We start from the raw sequence: 18,608 nt of genomic DNA on the forward strand, positions 1-18,608 counted from the left end.
CAGATGCGTCCTCGACCGGGCCGCGCGACCCGGCCCAGGAGGACGCCGTCGGACTCCCCCTCCCCTTCGCCGCCCACGCGGCACGTCGGCAGGAGGGCGGCGGGTCCTCCCCCCACGCGGCAGGCGAGGCGGCGTGCGTGTCGCCCGTGGCCGAATGGGCATACGCGGCCGCAGGCCGTCGGCGTCGCCGGAGTGGCGAGGCCGTCGCCCTGCGGCCAGGCTGACGGCAGACGCACCGGCAGGCAGGACGCACAGACGCACGAACGCGCAGAGGGACTGGTTCCACATGCAGATCGACCTGACGGGACGCACCGCCCTGGTGACGGGCTCGACGCAGGGCATCGGCGCGGCGATCGCCGCCGGGCTCGCACGCTCCGGCGCCCGCGTGGGGGTGAACGGCCGGGACGAGCGACGGGTCGCGGAGGGCGTGGCGCGGCTGGCGACGGAGGTGCTGGGGGCCTCCTTCGTGCCGGTGGCCGCCGACGTGGCGAGCGAGGAGGGCGCGCAGCGTGTGCTGGAGGCGCTGCCGGAGGTGGACGTCCTCGTCAACAACCTCGGCATCTTCGGCTCCGCCGACCCGCTGGAGATCAGCGACGACGAATGGCGGCGCTACTTCGAGGTGAACGTACTGGCCGCCGTACGGCTGACCCGGATGTACCTCCCCGGCATGACGGAGCGCGGCTGGGGCCGGGTCCAGTACATCGCGAGCGACTCGGCGGTGGTCATCCCGGCCGAGATGATCCACTACGGCATGTCCAAGACCGCGCTCCTCGCCGTCGGCCGCGGCTTCGCGAAGCAGGCGGCGGGCACGGGGGTGACGGTCAACTCGGTCATCGCCGGCCCCACCCACACCGGCGGGGTCGAGGACTTCGTCTACGAACTCGTCGACCGCGGCCTGCCCTGGGACGAGGCCCAGCGCGCGTTCATGCGCAAGCACCGGCCGCAGTCCCTCCTGCAGCGGCTGATCGAGCCGGAGGAGATCGCCCACATGGTCGTCTACCTCAGCTCCGACCAGGCCTCGGCCACGACCGGCGGCGCCCTGCGGGTCGACGGCGGATATGTCGACTCGATCCTGCCCTGACCACGCGGGACCGGTGTCCGCCCCACCTCCCCGCCGCTCGACGCGGTGCGGGGCGGGGAGGGCTCAGGCGTGCAGGGTGGGCCGGTAGACGAGCTCTTGGATGTCGCCGTCGAGGGTCCGGCGCTCGATCAATGTGAGGTCGAAGTCGGCCGCGCCCTGGAAGACCGGGTCCAGCCCGGTCCGCCCGGTGATCACGGGGAAGAGCGTCACCTGGACGCGGTCGACCAGACCGGCGGCCATCAGCGCGCGGTTCATCGACAGGCTGCCGTGCGAGCGCAACGGCACCTCGGACTCCTTCTTCAGGCGAGCGACGACGTCGACGGCGTCGCCGCTCACGACGTCCGCGTCCGGCCAGTCGAGCGGCCCTTCCAGCGTGGTCGAGACCACCGTCGCCGGCAGACTGCGCATCCGCGTGACCCAGGGGTCGCGCACCTCGGACTCCTCGGTGCTCGACGCCAGCATCCGCGCGAACGCCCGGTAGGTGTGGGCCCCGAAGACCATCCGCTGCTCCTCGCGGTACAGGTCGAGACGGTGATCCAGCAGCTCAGGGCCCTGCTTGCCCCAGTAGCCGGTCCAGTCGCCGCCGGCGGCGCCGGAGCCGTCGAGGCTGGAAAAGACGTCGAACGTGTAGGTGACGGTCATGGCGTTCTCCTCGGAGTGTGGTGGGCACGCGTCGGAGACAGAGACCGGCTACCGCGGCGAGACTCATCGCCCACGGGGATTTCAGGGCCGGGCCCCGCGGCGAGGGGCCTCGCACGGCACAGCACGCACACCTCGACCGAGCACGGGATGACCGTGCCCGGGGCGTCCGGCTGCGACTCCATGACCGTCACATCCACAGCACGCCCTCGTCCTCGTGCTCGCACACGCGGAACGCCGTCACCCCTGTCCGTGCGGCGGCGCTGCCTCGGCGCCCCGCCTCCCTTCGCCTCCGCAGGAGAGGCGTCAGCCGTTCTCCGTCGGGCCGGTGCGGACGACGGCCTGGTCACCGTGGGGGCCGAAGAGGTGCAGGATCTCCACCGCTTCGGCGTCGGCGGGCCCGAACCAGTGGGGTTCACTCGTGTCGAACTCGGCCACCTCGCCCGGCCGGAGCGTGAGTTCGCGTTCCCCGATGACGAGGCGGAGCCGGCCGGCGAGCACGTAGAGCCATTCGTACCCTGCGTGGGTCACCAGTCTCGGTTCGCGCTGCGCGAGCACCTGCTTGAAGACCTGGACCCGGCCCGGGTACTGCGTCAGCGGCACGAGGACGCTCCCCCGCTCCCGGCTCCGGGGCTTCAGATGCACCCGCGGATCACCGGTGGCCGGAGCCGTCACCAGTTGGTCCAGCGCGACGCGGTGGGTGCGGGCGAGCGGGATCAGGAGGTCGAGCGTCGGGCGCCGCCGACCCGACTCCAGGCGCGACAGCGTGCTGACGGAGATCCCGGAGTCCTTCGACAGGGCTTCGAGAGTGAGCCCCCGGTCGCGTCTCAGGGTCCGCAGCCGGGGCCCGATGCCGTCGAGGAGTTCCGCGAGTTCGGCGTCCATACGGCCATTTTTGCAGTCTTCGCAAAGTTCCTGGGCCGGGAGCGGCCCCCGGTCCGAGCCTGGGCGGCAGCCGATCCCGTGGACCGGCGGCATTCGATCCCGTAGAAGGGGGACCTTCGTGCTCACGACATCCCTGGCCGCTCCGCCCTCCCCGCCGAGCGCGCGCCGCCGCTGGACGGTGCTGGCCGTCTGCGCCCTCAGCATGTTCCTGGTGGGTGTGGACACCACCATCGTCAACGTGGGCCTGCCCGAGATCGGGCACGGCCTCGACGTGGGCACCCGCGATCTGGAGTGGGTCGTCAACGCCTACACCGTGGTCCTGGCCGGCCTCCTCATCGTCTCCGGCGCGCTCGCGGACCGCTTCGGACGCCGTCGCGTCTTCCGGTGCGGGCTGATCGTCTTCGGCCTCGCCTCGCTCGCGTGCGCCCTCGCCCCGTCCCTCGGCGCGCTCGTCGCCGCCCGGGCCGTCCAGGGGGTCGGGGCCTCCATGCTGAGCCCGGTGGCCCTGGCGATCGTGGTGAACGCGATGCCCGACCCGCGCGAGCGGGCCCGGGCGATCGGTGTGTGGGCGTCGGTCTTCGGGCTCAGCATGGCGGCGGGTCCGGTCACCGGCGGGGCGTTGATCGCCGCGTTCGGCTGGCGATCGGTGTTCTGGATCAACGCCCCGGTCGTCGTCACGGCCCTCGTCCTGGTCGCCGTGTTCGTGCCCGAGTCCCGCGCGGAGCGCGTCCGGCGCGTCGACCTGCCCGGCCAGGTGCTCCTCACCGTGGTCCTCGGCCTCTTCGTCGGCGTCCTCATCGAGGGGCCGGGCATCGGCTGGCTGTCGCCCGCGGCCCTCACCGGCTACGCGCTGATCGCCGCGGCGACGGCGGGGTTCGTCCTGGTCGAACTGCGCCGTGACGACCCTCTGATGGACCTCGGCCTCTTCCGCAGGCCGGCGTTCGCCACGGCGGTGCTCGGCGCCGTGGCGGTGTTCGTCGCGCTCAACACGAGCCTGCTGCTCAACACCCTCTATCTGCAGCACGCCCGCGGCTGGACACCCCTCGCGAGCGGTGCCGCCACCCTGCCCATGGCACTCGGGGCCGCCCTGTGCGCACCCTGGTCCGGCGCCCTGGTGGGGCGCCTCGGACCACGGCGTCCGCTGATCCTCGCGGGCGCCTTCACCGCGGCGGGCGGCCTGTGTCTGGTGCACCTGGGCCAGGACACGAGCGTGCCGCTGATCCTCCTCGCCCACCTGCTGATCGGCGTCGGGTTCGGCTTCGCCAACGCCCCCCTCACCAACACCGCGGTCAGCGGTCTGCCGCGCTCCCGATCCGGCGTGGCGGGGGCCATCACCTCCACCGCGCGCCAGGTCGGCGCGGCGGTCGGCATCGCCGTCGCCGGGGGCCTGGTCGCGGGCGTCGGCCCCACCGGACTCGCCGCCGCGTCGCGCCCGGGGTGGCTGCTCGTGGCGGCGTGCGGACTGTTCCTCCTCGTCGTGGCACGCGCCGCGCGGCGCACGGCCGTCGAGACCGCCTGACCCGGACCCGCCACGGCCCGGACCTGCGCCGCGGACCCGGGGCAGGGACTCAGCCTGTCGGCCGCGGCGTCACGGACGCCGGTTCGGGCCGCTTGGCCGTACGGCCGTCTCCCGATGACCGGCCCCGCAGCCGCCGCCACAGCCAGGGGCCGAGAAACGTCCCCGCCCAGCGCACGTCGGCGCCCACGGCTCGCAGGGCCGGGACCGGCGGGAGCAGCGGCAGCGGTTCGATCCAGCCGTGATGCCCCGGCAGGCCGAGCGTGTGGGCCATGCCTGCGGCGATCCTGGCGTGTCCGAGCGGACTCGCGTGCAGGCGGTCGTCGCTCCACAGGCGCGGGTCGGTCGTGACGGGGTGGGGGAAGACGTCCAGGACCGCTACGCCGTGCCGGCCGGCCGCGGCGTGCAGGCCCGCGTTGAGAGCGTGGACGCGGGGAAGTACCCGGCGTGCGAGCGGCGACACTCTGCCCAGGTCGGGGAAGCTCACCGTGGCCACGCGGGCGCCGGAGGCGGTGAGGCGGACGAACATCTCCTCGATGTCCGCGACGACGGCCGCGGCATCGAAGCCCGGCCGGATGAGGTCGTTCATGCCGGCCATGACGGTCACCAGGTCCGGTCGCAACGCGAGCGCCGGGCCGACCTGTTCCGTCCTGATCTGCGCGGAGGTCTTTCCTCGCACGGCGAGGTTGGCGTAGGTGAACGACGGCCGCCCGTCCGCGAGGATCTCGGCGAGCCGGTCGGCCCAGCCGCGACACCCGCCCGCGGGATCGGGGTCGCCGACGCCCTCGGTGAGGCTGTCACCGAGGGCGACATAACGAGCGTAGGAGTGCGCCGCCATCATGCGGCAGAGTCTAGGGTCAGCCCGATGACGCCGTACCTGCGAGCAGGGGCAGGTCGTGCCGCCCGGGCCGCGGCCCCCTTCGCCTCTGCGTCCCTCGCCCCTCCCCCTGCGGGAGCGGGAAGTCCTGGGTGCGGATGATCCCTCAACCCCGGCGGCTCAGCGCTCGGTCGTCCTCCGGCGCGCGGCGGGACGTGCGCCGGAACGCTCCCTGCTCTCTTCACGGGACTGCTGGAAGGCGCCGGAGACCGTCTCCGCGGCGCCGGACAGCGCTCCCTTGGTCTTGCCGCGGGCCCCGGACTCGGTGAGCTGGCCCGTCAGCTCCGTGAGCCCGGCCGGCTTGCGCGGTCCCGCCTCGAGATCGAGGCGGTTGCACGCCTCGGCGAAGCGCAGGTACGTGTCGACGCTCGCGACGACGATCCGTATGTCGATCTTGAGTATCTCGATGCCGACAAGAGAGACCCGGATGAACGCGTCGATCACCAGTCCTCGGTCGAGAATGAGTTCCAGGACGTCGTAGAGGCCACTCGAACCTCCACCGCCTCCCTGCTGTGTCGCCACGGTCATTACGAACAACCCCTTGCCGTCTGTCTGTGTGCATTCCCGTCGGCGCTGTCCCTCGCTGCGACGCAGGCTTGCATGGGCGAGTAGCCCCGCCGCCCACCACCAAACACCCGTACGAGCATCGGGTCGGTGACCTGCGAGGACGCCGCCATGTGGCGCGGCGGCCGCCCACCTTCGCGCGCACCGCCCGCACGCGCGTCTCCAGGGCGGGTCGTGATCGAGCGGAGCTCATGGGCTCTCCGTGTGGCAGGGATCACATCGAGGGGAAAACCCGCGGCCGGACCCGGGCGTCTAGCTGGCGTGAGATCAGTCAGGGCGGCGGCGCCGCACGAGGTGGACGAGGAGCGTCTCGTCCGGCTGGTGGCGAAGGGCGACCGTGCCGCGTTCGAGGAGTTGTACCGGCGTACGGCGCCGTGGATGGCGGTGCGGCTGCGCCGCCGCTGCGGGGACGAGCAGATCGTCGCGGAGGTCATGCAGGAGACCTACCTGGCGGTCTGGCGCGCGGCGGGCGCGTTCGCCGGGGCGGCGGTCGGAGGGTCGGCCACCGGCTGGCTGTGGACGATCGCGGCGCGCCGTCTCGTCGACGCGTTCCGCCGCAGGGCCCACCACGCGGAACCGCCGCCGGCCGCCGCCGTGCCCGACGCGGCGCCCGCCGCCGAGGAGGAGGCGCTCGCGGCGGCCGTCGGCGGCGAGGTCGGGGACGCGTTGCGGTGCCTCGCGCCGGAGTTGAGAGAGGTACTGCAGGCCATGGTGCTCGACGGGCTGTCCGTCCGGGAGACCGCGGTCCTGCTCGGGTTGCCCGAGGGCACGGTCAAGACCCGTGCCCGCCGGGCCCGGATCGCGATGCGGAGGGCGCTGGCATGAATGCGGAACATGCGTCGATGCGGATCATCGAGGGCTACGCGCGCGGCGGCGCGGACCTCGCCGCCGACGAGGTGTGGGCCCTGGAGGCCCATCTGGAGACCTGCCGGGCGTGCCGTGACCGGCTGTCCGCCGCCGTCGGCGCCGGGGTGCCCGCCGTCGCGTCACTGGTCGACACGGTGTGGTCCGGCCTCGAACCCCGGCTGGCGGTCACCGCCACGATGCCGCGCGGACGGCGCTGGTCGGCGCGGCTGTCGAGGTGGATGACGCCCGCGATGGTGCCGTGGCTGGCCATGGTCGTGGGCGTGACGTCGCTGGCCCTGCTGCTCGACATGGCCGGCACGGGTTTCGGCGAGGTGTCGCTGCTGCTGCTGTTCGCGCCGGTGCTGCCCGTGCTCGGCGTCGCGGCGTCCTGGTCGCGCGGTCTGGACCCGGCGTACGAACTCACGGCGTCCGCGCCCAGGGCCGGGCTGTACCTGGTGCTGCGGCGCACCGCGTCCGTGCTCGCCGTGGTCGTCCCCGCGCTGCTGGTGGGCGGCTGGGTCACGGGGGTGATGGTGGCCCAGTGGCTGCTGCCCTGTCTGGCCTTCACGGCGACCACGCTGGCACTCGGCGGGATCGTCGGGGTGACCCGCGCCGCCGTCGCGCTGGCGGCCGTGTGGGCCGCCGTGGTCGTGGCGCCGACCCTGGCCACCAGCCGTACGGCCTTCACCCTCCGGTCGGGCGGCCTGCCCGCCTGGGGGCTGATCCTCGCACTCGGCATCGGTGTCGTGATCGTCCGCAGGGGCGCGTACTCCGTGCCGGGAGCCCATCGATGACGATCGGAAAGGAACGCCACATGACGTCCGCGACGAACGCGGCCGACATCACGCCGACGACCTGGGCCTGGGAGATCCAGGCGACCGCGCTGAAGGTCAGGGTCGGCAGGAAACGGATGGCCGTCGACGGCCTCGACCTGTCGCTGGGCACCGGCGTGCACGGCCTCCTCGGCCCCAACGGGGCGGGCAAGACCACCCTCATCCGGACGCTGGCCACCGTGCTGCGCCCCACCGAGGGCACCCTGACACTGCTCGGCGAGTCCGCGGGCGGCCTGGGCGCACACCGTGCGCTGCGCCGCCGGATCGGTTACCTGCCGCAGGAGTTCGGCTACTACAAGCGCTTCACGGTGCGCGAGTTCGTCGAGTACATGGCGTGGCTGAAGGAGGTACCGAAGGCCGAGATCCCCGCGGCGGTACAGCGCGCCGTGGAACGGGTGGGTCTGGCGGACCGCGCCGACGAGAGGATGAAGGCCCTGTCGGGCGGCATGGTGCGCAGGGTCGGCATCGCCCAGGCGATCGTCAACGACCCCACGATCCTGCTGCTGGACGAACCGACGGTGGGCCTGGACCCGGCGCAGAGACTGCGCTTCCGTGCGCTGCTGCAGGAGCTGGGCACGGACACCTGCGTGGTCGTCTCGACCCATCTGGTGGAGGACATCGCCGCCGCCTGCACGAGCGTGGTGCTCTTCGACGAGGGCCGGCTGGTCTTCCAGGGCCCTCCGGACGAGCTGGCCTCGGTGGGCGGTCCTGAACACGCGGGTGACAGCCCGCTGGAGCGCGGCTACTCGGCGATGCTGCTCAGCACCCGGCACGGACAGGACACTTGGTGAACGCCCGCGTGCTGCGTATCGAGTTGAGGCGTTCCGTCGCCCCGTGGGCCGGCGCCGTGGTCCTGACGCCGGCGCTGGCGTTCCTGTACCTGGTTCCCGGCTCGTGGTGGACGGGCACCGCTGCGTGGACGGCCCAGTGGACGTCCATGGCCCTGTGGACCCGTTCCCTGCTGTTCTACCTGTGGCCGCTCGCCGTGGGGCTCGGGGCGCTGCAGGGCCTGCGCGACCACCGCGCGAAGATGACCGAGCTGCTGACGAGCACGCCACGGCCCGCCCGGCACCGCGCGGCCACGCTGGCGGGCGCGACGGCGATCACGCTGACCTCGGCCTTCGCGCTCCTCGTCGCCGTGGGCGGGGTCCAGGTGATCGCCCACACCGGGTACACGCACCTCGGTTGGCTGCCGATCTCGCTGGTGGGGGCACTCGCTCTGGTCGCGGGGGCCGTGCTGGGCATGGGGGCGGGCCGGGCCCTGCCGTCCGTCCTCACCCCGCCCGCGCTGACCATGGGCGCCTTCGTGTTCACGGCCCTCATGCAGATGTCGTTCGGCCGTACGGAGACGACCACGGACACGGGGGTCCCGAGCACGGAACCGAACCGGGTCTCCCTGCTGTCACCGGCGGTCCAGGAGGTGCGTGACGCGCTCGTCACGCTCTCCGCCTCGGTGCACATCGGGCAGACGATCTGGCTCCTCGCCCTGGCCGTGACGGGCTTCGCGCTGCTGGTCGCCGCTACCCCGCGCGCCCGGCTGATCGCCCTGACGCCGGTCGTGGCGGGCGCGGCGCTCGCCCTGCTCGTCCTCCCCTCCGACCCACGCCGGATGTACGTCGTCGACGAGGCCGCCGCGGAGCCGGTGTGCGACGGCCCGGTGTGCGTGACGAGGACGCAGCAGGCGCGACTCGCCGAGGTCGCGGGTCCTGGCAAGGAGGCGCTGCGCCTGCTGCGCGGCGCCCTGGGCAGCCAGGCGCCGCTCTCGGTCCGGGAGAACGCCTCCGTACCGCCGCAGGGCTCCACGCCCCGCTGGTCCCCCGAGACCGTGCTCTTCGACTTCGACGACGACATCGTCGCGTCCGCGAAGGGCGAGCAGCTGACCTGGGCCCTGATCGCCGAGGGCATGGCGCCGGGGTGCTCCCCCGTCGGCTGGAGCAGCTTCGGCGGCGACCAGTTCGCGCAGACCGTCGCGGTGGCCTGGGTCCTCGGCGAAATCCAGCCGCTGCCCGCCTCCTGGTCGGCGGGCATGCGGCGTGAGGCCGACGCGGCGATCCGCCCGGTGTGGAAGGAACTCGAGTCGCTGCCGCGGGCCCAGCAGCTCTCTCGGATCGAGGCGATGCGCGCCGCGGCCCTCTCCTGCGAGGGCGACGCCTTCGACGCGCTGAAGGGCGGGGGGTCGCGGTGAGATGGCTGACGCTGTACGCGCGCTCGCGACGGGTGCCCGCGTCTCTCGCCGTGACGGTGATCGGCGCGGCGGCGGTGGGGGCGCTCGTCCGGGACGCGGGCGGTGCGACAGGTGATCCGCGGCTGCCGGTGCTCGCCCTGGCCACGGGGGCGATGGCGGCCTCGACAGGGCTCAGCGGGCAGGATCTCGCGCTGGACCGGACCGCCGCGATCCGCTGGGCGCCCCGCAGAGTGGCCCATGTGCTGCTCTGCGGCGCTGCCGTCGGCACGGTGCTGCTGGTGGTGCAGGCGCTGGGCCGGGACATGGCCGGCACCGCGTTCGTCGTCCGGGACAGCGCGGGCCTCATGGGACTGGCCGCCCTGGGCGCGGCGCTCTCGGGCGGCCGGTACGCCTGGACGCCGCCCTTCGCCTGGCTCTCGGTCTCGTTCTTCGCCCCGCCCCCGACGAGTACGCCGACCCAGGTGGCGAGCTGGCTGCTGCTGCCATCGGGCTCGGCGGCAGCTGCCTGGACGGCCCTGGTCCTCACGGTCGGCGGCACCGCGGCCTACGCGGTCGCGGGACCGAGGCGGTGAGTCGAGGTGCCCGCGCAAGTCGGTGCGGGTGAAGGCGATGTGGCGGCGTGCACGCCGGCGGGGCCCGTCGGACGGATCGCCGCGGCCGACGACGGAAGGGGGCCGCGTGGCCATGGGCGCGGTACGGACAGCCTGCGCGGATGAACCGGTCACAGCGGGCCGCCGGCGCGGTCGTCGGCTCAGCGGTGGGTGACGCCCTGGGCGGTCCCTTCGAGTTCGGTCCCGAGGGAGCGTTCTCCGCGCGGTTTCCGGCGCCCGGCGTCGGGGGCGAGATGTGCGGGGGCGGCGGCTGGGACCCCGGCGAGGCGACCGACGACACGCAGATGGCCGTCATGGTCGGTGAGTCGCTGCTGGAGCGGGGCGGACTGGATCTGCCCGACATGTTCGCCCGCTTCCAGCGCTGGGCGGCATCGGAGCCGAAGGACATCGGCCTGCAGACCGAGGACGTGCTGACCAACGGCATGCCCTGGGACCTCGCCGCCGCGCTCCACTTCCAGGTCGAGCGACGGGCAGCGGGGAACGGCTCCCTGATGCGGGCGTCGACCTCCGCGGTCCACTTCGCGGCCGCCGGCCGGGCGGCCACCATGGACGCGGCCCGCCGCATCGCCGCTCTCACCCACGGTGACCGCGCTGCCTGGGAAGGCACCGCGGTCTTCCATGAGCTGATCCGCGTCGCGCTGGAGGACGTCGACCCGCTCACCGCGCTCCCGGCCCTCCTGGCTCTCGTCCACCCCGACCACCGCGCCCGTTACGCCACGGTCCTCGCCCCCGACTGGCACCCCGATCAGGCGACCGAGTTCAACGGCGCCGTCTGGCCCTGCCTGGGCTCCGCCGTCCGGGCCCTGCGCACCACCACCGGCTTCGAGGACGCGGTACGCGCGGCGATCGACCTCGGCGGCGACACGGACACCGTCGCCGCCGTGACCGGAGGCCTCGCGGGGGCGCTCTACGGGCTGGACGCGATCCCCGCCCGCTGGACCCGGCCCCTCCATGTCCCCCTCCCGGGATCCGGCGGACGGGTCCTGCGGCTGTCGGACCTGCTCGACCTCGCACACCGCCTCGGAAGCTGAACCCGCGGGTGCTCAGGCGGCATCAGGTGGCGGGCTCGCCGAACCAGCGGGAAAGGTGGTCGTCCAGGTCCCGCTGGTCGTCGCCGATCCAGGCGATGTGGCCGTCGGGGCGCAGCAGGACGCACGGAACGTCCAGGGGCGCGGCGGGATCCGCCAGGTGGTCGACCCGCTCCGACCAGCCGCCGACGGTCAGGCCCGCGGTGCGGTCCAGCAGCAGCCCGCGGCCGCGGTGCATCAGACCGTAGAGGCTGCCCTGTGCCACGTCGATGTCGCGCAGGCGGCGGCCCAGCAGGTCGGGGCCTTCGCCGAAGTCGTAGCGGATGCCGATCGCCGTGATCTTCTCGATCAGACGGCGGTTCACCTCGTCGAAGTCCATCAGTTCGGTGAGCAGTCTGCGCACGGCCCGCGGGCCCGCTTCGGTGGAGTGCAGTTCCATCTGGGCGCGGGTGTTGTCCAGCACGTCCTCGGCCACCGGACGGCGCTCGGCCTGGTAGGTGTCCAGCAGGGTGTCCGGCGCCCAGCCGCGGATCTGTGCGGCCAGCTTCCAGCCGAGGTTGAACGCGTCCTGGACGCCCAGGTTGAGGCCCTGGCCGCCGGTGGGCGGATGGATGTGGGCCGCATCGCCGGCCAGCAGCACCCGCCCGACCCGATAGCTCTCGGCGAGCCGCGTGGCATCCCCGAAGCGGGACAACCAGCGCGGGGAGTGCACGCCGAAGTCGGTTCCGGCGACGGCGCGCAGCTGTCGTCTGACATCGTCGAGGGTGGGCGGTTCCGCGCGATCGCCGACTCCCGCGGCGGGGACGACGACGCTGTACGTGTCCTCGCCTACGGGCCTGAGCCAGAATCGCCGCCCGGTCACGCCGATCCCGGCCGTCTTGGCGGCGATCTCGTCACGCGGCACCCCCACGCCCATCTCGCCCATGAGTGTCTCGTTGCGCGAGGGCTCGCCGGGGAAGCCGACGCCGAGCAGTTTGCGCACCGTGCTGCGCCCGCCGTCACAGCCGACGAGATAGCGCGAACGCAGCTTTTCTCCGTCGGCCAGTCCGACGGTCACGCCCGCGTCGTCCTGCTCCAGATCGGCCACCGCGCAACCGCGCCGGACGTGCGCACCCAGTGCGGTCGCGTGTTCTTCGAGGAGCCGCACCAGGACGGGCTGCCGGATGCCCAGCAGGTAGGCGTGCGCGGAATCCAGGCCCTGGGGCGCGGGCTTGTCGATGGCGGCGAAGAATCCGCCTGCCGGACGCTGTCTTCCATGGGGACGGATGCGCTCCAGCAGTCCGCGCATCGCCATCAGCTCGAGGCTGCGGATGTGCAGACCGACGATGCGGACGAACGGCGCGGGCTCGGTCTCCTTCTCCAGGACGAGTACCCGCACATCGTGCAGCCGTAGTTCGGCGGCCAGCATCGCGCCGGTGGGCCCGCACCCGGCGATGATCACGTCGAACATGCCGGGCGCGCGATCGGCGCGGGAGCCCGACGACCGGAGTCCGGGGGCGGCGCTCACGGTGGAGCCGCGCTCGCCGGTGTCGCCCGGCGAGGGCTCGGCGGTGAACCGCGGAGAATGCATGGCTGTGGCCTTTCGGGAGTGCCTTGGGGGGGGAAGGCGCTCCCGGCGACACCTACGTCGATCGCCCGGCCGTGACGGGAAGGGGGAGCACCCACATCGATACAGCGTTCATGGGTCTCACCTCCTCGGGCGGTGTCGCGGTCAGGTGCAAGCTACAAGCCCCGGCGCCACCCCGTCCAACCATTTCCCGGCGTCGCCGTCCGGCCCCTCGACGGACCGGTCGCGTCGCCCGTCACCCGGCTCGTTCGGCGCTCCACAGCGGCAGCTGCTCGAAGAAGGCGACCGACTCCGGACGCCAGCGCGACCTCCACCCGGCGGCCACCGCGGACGCCTGTCCCCCGTAGCGGCGCATGTCCGACCGCATCCGGCCCGGCACGCCCCGGGCCTGCGCGATCTCCCGGACGGCGGCGATGGCCTCCGGCGTGCAGGACGGGTCACCGAGGGCTCTCTCCACCACGCGCCGCTCGGCGCCGTCGACGACCGCCAGCAGGGCGCTGACGGTGTAGCTGAGCTTGCCGTCACGGATGTCGGTGCCGGTCGGCTTGCCCATGGCGGCCGCGTCCCCGAACAGGTCCAGGTAGTCGTCCCTCATCTGCCCGCAGATCCCCACCAGCCGCGCGTAGTCGCGCAGTTCCTTCGCGAAGAGCTCCGGCTGCCCGCCCGCGGCGAGGAGACCGAGCTGCAGGGGCGCGAGGATCGAGTAGCGGGCGGACTTGCGGTCGGCCACGCAGTGCAGGACGTCCTCCCCCGGCAGGCCGGTGTCCCGTTCCAGGTCGATGATCTGGCCCACGAACGTGTCGGCTGCCGCTCGCGTCTGCACCTCGACCATGGCCTGCCGCACCGCCACGGGCAGCCTCGCGTCCAGCAGGACCCGCAGCGACAGGGCCAGCGCGAGGTCGCCAGCGAGCACGGTCAGAGCGACGGCCGTCCTCGGGCGGCCGGGGAACCGCTCCCGGTAGGCGTAGTAGGTGGACGGGCCGCCGCGGCGGGTGGGGCTGTCGTCGATGAGGTCGTCGTGCACCAGGCCGTGCGTCTGCAGCAACTCGATGCTCAGCGCGGCGGCGTCCAGCCCTTCGACCGGCTCGTCCGTCACCAGCCCGGCCGCCTCGTGCAGCAGGACCACCCGCATCCGCTTCCCGCCGCGCAAGGACAACTCCCGCAGCAGACCGAGGCAGTCCGGGGTGAAACGGCTGAACGGCGGCACGTCGAGGCGGGTGCCCAGCGTGTCGAAATACTCCTCGAAAAGCGCGTTGAAGCGGCGCTCGTATCCGGCGACACGTTCCAGGATCTGCTCGCTCATCAAGGGTTACTTCCTGCTCGGCAAGGGGGGCACGCACTCCATGCAGACGCACGACAGGTCGGGCGGGTGCCCACGGCTGCGCTCGGGGCAGGGGTCAGGCGGTGCGCCGAGTCGCTGCGACCGCCGAACGCTGAGGGCGCGATCGGGCCCCCCGCGCAACTCCCGGGTCCGGCGCACGCACCTGTGTCCGCACGCTCAATCCTGCTGTCCGTCGACGTTGACATGGAGGCGGACGGTGGTGCCCTGGTCTCGGGTGGAGCGGATTTCCACCAGGTCGCAGAGCTGGTGGACGAGCCAGAGCCCGCGGCCGCCCATCTGATCGACGGTGGGGCGGGTGCGTCCGGCCATCACATCGGGGATGTAACCGGCGTCGCGGAACTCGCAGAGGAACGTCGAGTCCTGGATCCACGTGCGCAGCGTGCCGCTGCCCCCGCCGTGCCGGATGCTGTTGGTGGCGATCTCCGTGACGGCGACGGCCAGCTTTCGCCGCTGGTCCTCCGAGACCCCCGCGTCCGAGGCGCACTGGGCGACCTTCGAGCGGACCGCGGCCAGGTCACCGTGCGCGTAACTCAGCTCCTGGAAGGGATCGCACGGCGCGTTCAGCGCCTCGAAGGGATACTCCTCGGCGGTGAGGTAGTCCTCGCTGGGCATGTGGCGGCCGTCCTGGCGGATCAGCGGGTGACAGCGGGACAGGGACCGCAGAGCGTCCCGGTCCTCGTCGGCGTCGTCGTAGGGGCACAGCATCGACCACGCGGCGCTGCGGGCAAAGGCCCGGTTCAACAGCCACTCGTGATAGCGCAGTTCAGAGAGGTGCGCGGCGTTGCGAGCCTCCCGCCAGGCTGTCTCCCCGATGCCGCGTACCGGCCGGTCGCCCGCACCGCGCTCCTGCATCCAGGCCACCCAGGCCCCGATGAGCCGACCGGGGTTGGGGCCCGGAGTCGTGGTGTCGACGAACGTGACGTCGTGCTCGTCGGCGAGTTCGCCGCGCAGAAGCGACGCCTTGGCCGGGGGGACCGCGACGACCACGGCCTCGCCGCCTTCCAGCGCCTCGCGGATATAGCCCAGGGTGCCGGACAGGAACTGCGCGTCACCGCGGTAGGGATACAGCTCGTGGCGGAACGCGGGCTGCTCGAGGCCGGGCCGGTTCGAGGGCTCGATCGCAGTCATGCCGCCATCACCACCGGCGTGCCGACGGTCGCATAGCCGGCGAGCTCCCAGCACAGGCGCACGGTCTCGTTGGCGCCGTGCACGACGATCCGGCGGTCCGGCACGTGACGGGCGGCGTCGACGAGCGCCCGCATGCCGGCGGCGTCGATCATCTCCAGGGTGTCGAAACGCAGCTGCACCTTGGGCGAGCACCGGAGCACCGCGCGTACCGCGGCGTTGAACGCGTCCGCACACTCCGAGTCGATCACTCCGTCAACGCTCCAGCTGTCGGCCCCCGTGCTGTACATCCGGAAAGCCGGACGTTCAGCGCGTATGCCCATCTCGTGCGGGTGCACACCTGTCACATGTTCCAGCGTAGGCGCGTCCCACTGCGAGGGACGAATGGCGCACACCACGATGGCATTGCTCTCCGAGGCGAATTCGTCGAGCTTCAGCTCCTGGGCCACCAGCTCCTCCGGCCCCCTGGACGCCGCCGCGGGCGCCGGCTCGGCCAGCACACGCACCGAACGGTAGCCCTCGCGCTCGGCCGTCCGCGCCTCCCGGCGCACCGCGGCCAGGATGGAGTCGGCGTCCGCGACGCGCGGGAAATCGAGGATCACCGAAGCGGAAGGCACGGCATCACGCGGAAAGCCGGAGGCGACGCCCGCGGAGCCGACCACCACGATCTTGTCCCCGTGCACCACGCCGTCGGCCACGTAGGCGAGCACGTCCGCCGGGGACGAGACAGCCGAGTCCGTGCGCCAGCAGATGTGGTCACCGAGTTCGACGTCGTCGAACGAGGCCAGCGTCCGCACCGCTCTCACCAGATCCCCTTTCCGACTTCCCACTCACCGTGCACCACAGACAGTACTGGTATCCGGTCAGAAGATCGTCAAGCCGAAGGAAGTCGGCCGGGCGATGGGCATGGGCAGCGAGCGCGGCTGTCCCCGGCCTGTCGGCCGGGGACAGCCGCTCCGTGTTCCCTCGCAGGCCACACGGGCGGAAGGGGGCGTCTCGTGCCGGTGGGAAGGCCGCGCCGCGCACTGCACGGAGGACGCGGCGCGAGGTGCCGCTGGTGGGCTCGACCGCGCGCTCCGCGTACGGTCGTTCCTACAGTCAACGATATATCGTCCGGCAGGTGAGCGACGGCGCGGGCGGGCGCCCGTCGACCACACGCGCGGTCGCGTCGCGCCCCACCGCGAGCCGCTGCCGGGCGATCGCGGGCCGGGCTCAGGGGCGTCCCACGACGTCGGTGCCGCGTGCGTCCCGGCGTGCGGTTCCCGTCCCGCGGTGCCAGGTGTCCCGCGCGGCCTCGGGGCGGGTCCGGCCGATGAGACCGAGCAGGAAGCCCGCCGGGATGGTGATCAGGCCCGGGGTCTGGAGCGGGAACCAGTGGAAGTCGTGATCGGGGAAGAGCGCGATGGGCGTGCCCGACACGGCTGGCGACCCCGCCATGAGCAGCCCGATCAGCGGCAGGGTCCCGTAGACGGTCCAGCGCGCCCCCGTCGCGGTGTGGCCGGGCAGGAAGAGCGCGTACAGCAGGACCGGAGCGAGCACCGAGGCCGCGACGGTGAACGACAGTGAGATCAGCGTCAGCCGGCCGCGGTCCTCGACGAGCACGGCCAGTACGACGGCGGCGGATCCGACCGCGACGATACCGATCCGGGCCCGGCGGATCTCGCCGCCGGGCGCGCGGCGCGCGGTGCCGTCGCCCGGCCCGCAGCCGAAGTCGCGGACGAGGCTGGAGGCGGCGGCCAGCGTGATACCGGCGACGGCCGCGAGCGTGGTGACGAAGACGGCGCAGGCGACGGCGGCGAACACCATGCTGTGCCGGACTCCCCCGGCGACCGGGTCGAGCGCGCCCGTCAGCATCAGCAGCGCGGTCGCTCCCCCGGGGTCGGCGGCCCGCAGCAGATCCCGGCCGATCAGCGCGCAGGCGCCGAGTCCGGCCACCACCACCGCGGCGCACACCACCGTGACGGGGCCCACGGCCCAGCCGACGGCACGGCGAGCGGTACGGGCGTCGCGCAGCGGGTGCAGCCGCATGGTGAGGTGCGGCAGACAGGCGGCACCGATCAGGAGGGTCGCCTCGAAGCTGATCAGGTCGAGGCGCCCGGCCAGGGAGTGGCCGAAGTGCAGTCCGGGCAGCGTGTAGTCGGCGCCCGCCTCGGAGCGGTCCCGGGCGGCCCGGAAGAGACTCGCCGGTGACCATCCGTAGCGCGCCAGGACGAGCCCGGCCACCAGCAGCACCGCGGTCAGCACGACCCCGACCTTGAGGACCTGCACGTATCCGATGCCGCGCATCCCGCCGAACGCGGCGTAACAGACCATCAGCGTCCCGCCCGCGATGGTGCAGCCGGTGAGCGCGCCGTCGGGGAGGCCGAACATGGCCACCATGATGTGGCCCGCGGTGGAGAGCTGGACCAGGAGCAGCGGGGTGAGGACGACGAGGGTGGCGACCCCGAGAGCACGGCGCACGGAGGGGTCGCCGAGCCGGTCGGCGAAGAAGTCCCCCAGCGTGAACACGCCGCCGCGGCGCAGGGGTTCGGCCAGGATCCGCATGACCAGGTAGAGCGAGACGACGGTCGCGAAGGCGAAGAGGATGCCGTCCGCGCCGTCGAGGGCGACCGAGCCCGTGGTGCTGAGCAGCGTGGCCGCGGAGATGTAGTCGCCGGCGATGGCGAGTCCGCTGCCGACCGGGCCGAAGGCGGCGCTGCCGCCCGCGTAGAAGTGCTCGGGGTCGTCCAGGTCGGCCGCCGCGAGCCCGCACATGAGCAGGGACACCGCGACGAAGACCAGGAAGACCACGGCGGCGAGCGCGTGTCCGTCGCCGGTGCTCATCTTCGGCGCTCCGGTGCCGACGCCGGATGTGAAGTCGCGGGAGCGGAGCGGGCGTCGGACGCGTACCGGCCGTTCGGCGCGTACGGGTGTTCCGCCGCGTCCGGGTCGTTCGGCGGGTACGTGTTCTTCGGTGCGTGCGGGTCTTTCGCCGCGTACGTGTTCTTCGGTGCGTGCGTGTTCTTCGGTGCGTGCGGGCCCGGCGGTGGCGGAGATGCGAATGACATGCCGGTCATGCCATCAGCCGACCGGGGCCGCGTACAGCGAGCCGCGCACGCCGGAGGCGGTGGCACAGCCTGGCCTCCACGCAGCTGTGCCGGGGCACAGACGGCCCTTCCCCCCTCCCCCGCGACCGCAGCCGACGACGCCACCGGCCTGCCGACTCCCGCGCGTCTCGGTGCGGTTCACCGCGACCGTCGCGGCGGTCAGAAGAGCTCGTCCTGCTCCACCGTGCCGGACCGGCCCCCGGCGCGGCGGACCGGCTGCCGGGCGGGCGGCTCCTTGCCGAAGAGAGGGATGGTGCCGTACTCGTCGGGCTCGGCCGGCACGGGGACGGGGCCTGTGCCCACGTTCAGACGCAGCGGGACGTCCCGGTCGAAGTCCGCCGGCGTCATCGCGGGCCACTCGCAGTCCTGACGTTCACTCATCGACGCTCCTCCGCCCCTCGCACCTGCTCCTACCCCTGCCCC

The 18,608-nt window shown here is 73.1% G+C and carries 18 protein-coding genes; 8 read left to right on the forward strand and 10 right to left on the reverse strand.

Annotated elements, in window-relative coordinates:
- Positions 1-286: 286 nt before the first annotated feature.
- On the forward strand, positions 287-1,081 hold the full coding sequence (locus J2X68_RS25365) for an SDR family oxidoreductase (protein WP_310434880.1): 795 nt from the start codon (positions 287-289) through the stop codon (positions 1,079-1,081).
- A gap of 63 nt (positions 1,082-1,144) precedes the next feature.
- On the opposite strand, the gene J2X68_RS25370 is transcribed toward J2X68_RS25365, so the two are convergent.
- Positions 1,145-1,723 carry a dihydrofolate reductase family protein gene (locus J2X68_RS25370; protein ID WP_310434881.1) on the reverse strand — a complete coding sequence of 193 codons (579 nt, stop codon included), beginning with the start codon at positions 1,721-1,723 and terminating at the stop codon, positions 1,145-1,147.
- A 303-nt stretch (positions 1,724-2,026) separates the two neighbouring features.
- Positions 2,027-2,605, reverse strand: coding sequence for a helix-turn-helix transcriptional regulator (locus J2X68_RS25375; protein WP_310434882.1), 579 nt, complete (start codon positions 2,603-2,605; stop codon positions 2,027-2,029).
- A gap of 118 nt (positions 2,606-2,723) precedes the next feature.
- On the opposite strand from J2X68_RS25375, the gene J2X68_RS25380 reads away from it, so the two are divergent.
- Positions 2,724-4,124, forward strand: coding sequence for an MFS transporter (locus tag J2X68_RS25380; RefSeq protein WP_310434883.1), 1,401 nt, complete (start codon positions 2,724-2,726; stop codon positions 4,122-4,124).
- Between the two features lie 49 nt (positions 4,125-4,173).
- On the opposite strand, the gene J2X68_RS25385 is transcribed toward J2X68_RS25380, so the two are convergent.
- Positions 4,174-4,959: an SGNH/GDSL hydrolase family protein gene (locus J2X68_RS25385; RefSeq protein WP_399040830.1), complete on the reverse strand. Its 786-nt coding sequence runs from the start codon at positions 4,957-4,959 to the stop codon at positions 4,174-4,176.
- 159 nt (positions 4,960-5,118) lie between these two features.
- Positions 5,119-5,526, reverse strand: a complete 408-nt coding sequence (locus J2X68_RS25390) for a gas vesicle structural protein GvpA (protein WP_310434885.1) — start codon at positions 5,524-5,526, stop codon at positions 5,119-5,121.
- Positions 5,527-5,823: 297 nt separating this feature from the next.
- Here J2X68_RS25390 and J2X68_RS25395 point away from each other — a divergent pair, with 297 nt between their 5' ends.
- The 6 genes from J2X68_RS25395 to J2X68_RS25420 all read left to right on the forward strand — a co-directional run bounded on the left by J2X68_RS25395 (position 5,824) and on the right by J2X68_RS25420 (position 11,068).
- Positions 5,824-6,387 (forward strand): RNA polymerase sigma factor, encoded by a 564-nt coding sequence (locus J2X68_RS25395; protein WP_310434886.1) that lies wholly within the window; start codon positions 5,824-5,826, stop codon positions 6,385-6,387.
- Complete coding sequence (locus J2X68_RS25400) at positions 6,384-7,202, forward strand: zf-HC2 domain-containing protein (protein WP_310434887.1); 819 nt, start codon at positions 6,384-6,386, stop codon at positions 7,200-7,202. Before J2X68_RS25395 ends, J2X68_RS25400 begins: the two co-directional genes overlap by 4 nt.
- Positions 7,199-8,032: an ABC transporter ATP-binding protein gene (locus tag J2X68_RS25405; RefSeq protein ID WP_310434888.1), complete on the forward strand. Its 834-nt coding sequence runs from the start codon at positions 7,199-7,201 to the stop codon at positions 8,030-8,032. Before J2X68_RS25400 ends, J2X68_RS25405 begins: the two co-directional genes overlap by 4 nt.
- A complete protein-coding gene (locus J2X68_RS25410) occupies positions 8,029-9,426 on the forward strand; it encodes a hypothetical protein (RefSeq protein WP_310434889.1) in 1,398 nt (465 codons plus the stop codon). Before J2X68_RS25405 ends, J2X68_RS25410 begins: the two co-directional genes overlap by 4 nt.
- On the forward strand, positions 9,423-9,998 hold the full coding sequence (locus J2X68_RS25415; protein WP_310434890.1) for a hypothetical protein: 576 nt from the start codon (positions 9,423-9,425) through the stop codon (positions 9,996-9,998). The genes J2X68_RS25410 and J2X68_RS25415 overlap by 4 nt, the downstream gene beginning before the upstream one ends.
- A 140-nt stretch (positions 9,999-10,138) precedes the next feature.
- Positions 10,139-11,068 carry an ADP-ribosylglycohydrolase family protein gene (locus J2X68_RS25420; RefSeq protein WP_310434891.1) on the forward strand — a complete coding sequence of 310 codons (930 nt, stop codon included), beginning with the start codon at positions 10,139-10,141 and terminating at the stop codon, positions 11,066-11,068.
- A 22-nt stretch (positions 11,069-11,090) separates the two neighbouring features.
- Here J2X68_RS25420 and rox read toward each other — a convergent pair whose 3' ends face one another.
- The 6 genes from rox to J2X68_RS25450 all read right to left on the reverse strand — a co-directional run bounded on the left by rox (position 11,091) and on the right by J2X68_RS25450 (position 18,566).
- Positions 11,091-12,635, reverse strand: coding sequence for a rifampin monooxygenase (gene rox, locus J2X68_RS25425; RefSeq protein ID WP_310434892.1), 1,545 nt, complete (start codon positions 12,633-12,635; stop codon positions 11,091-11,093).
- A 232-nt stretch (positions 12,636-12,867) separates the two neighbouring features.
- Entirely contained in the window at positions 12,868-13,935 is a 1,068-nt protein-coding gene (locus J2X68_RS25430; protein ID WP_310434893.1) for a polyprenyl synthetase family protein, read from the reverse strand.
- Between the two features lie 195 nt (positions 13,936-14,130).
- The gene (locus J2X68_RS25435; protein ID WP_310434894.1) at positions 14,131-15,102 is read right to left on the reverse strand and encodes a sensor histidine kinase; all 972 of its coding nucleotides are present in this window, start codon (positions 15,100-15,102) and stop codon (positions 14,131-14,133) included.
- Positions 15,099-15,896, reverse strand: coding sequence for an MEDS domain-containing protein (locus J2X68_RS25440; RefSeq protein ID WP_310434895.1), 798 nt, complete (start codon positions 15,894-15,896; stop codon positions 15,099-15,101). Before J2X68_RS25440 ends, J2X68_RS25435 begins: the two co-directional genes overlap by 4 nt.
- Positions 15,897-16,311: 415 nt before the next feature.
- Positions 16,312-17,922 (reverse strand): cation acetate symporter, encoded by a 1,611-nt coding sequence (locus J2X68_RS25445; protein WP_310434896.1) that lies wholly within the window; start codon positions 17,920-17,922, stop codon positions 16,312-16,314.
- 422 nt (positions 17,923-18,344) lie between these two features.
- A complete protein-coding gene (locus J2X68_RS25450; protein WP_310434897.1) occupies positions 18,345-18,566 on the reverse strand; it encodes a hypothetical protein in 222 nt (73 codons plus the stop codon).
- Between the last annotated feature and the right edge of the window lie 42 nt (positions 18,567-18,608).

It is taken from the genome of Streptomyces sp. 3330, assembly GCF_031456635.1.
GTDB lineage: Bacteria > Actinomycetota > Actinomycetes > Streptomycetales > Streptomycetaceae > Streptomyces.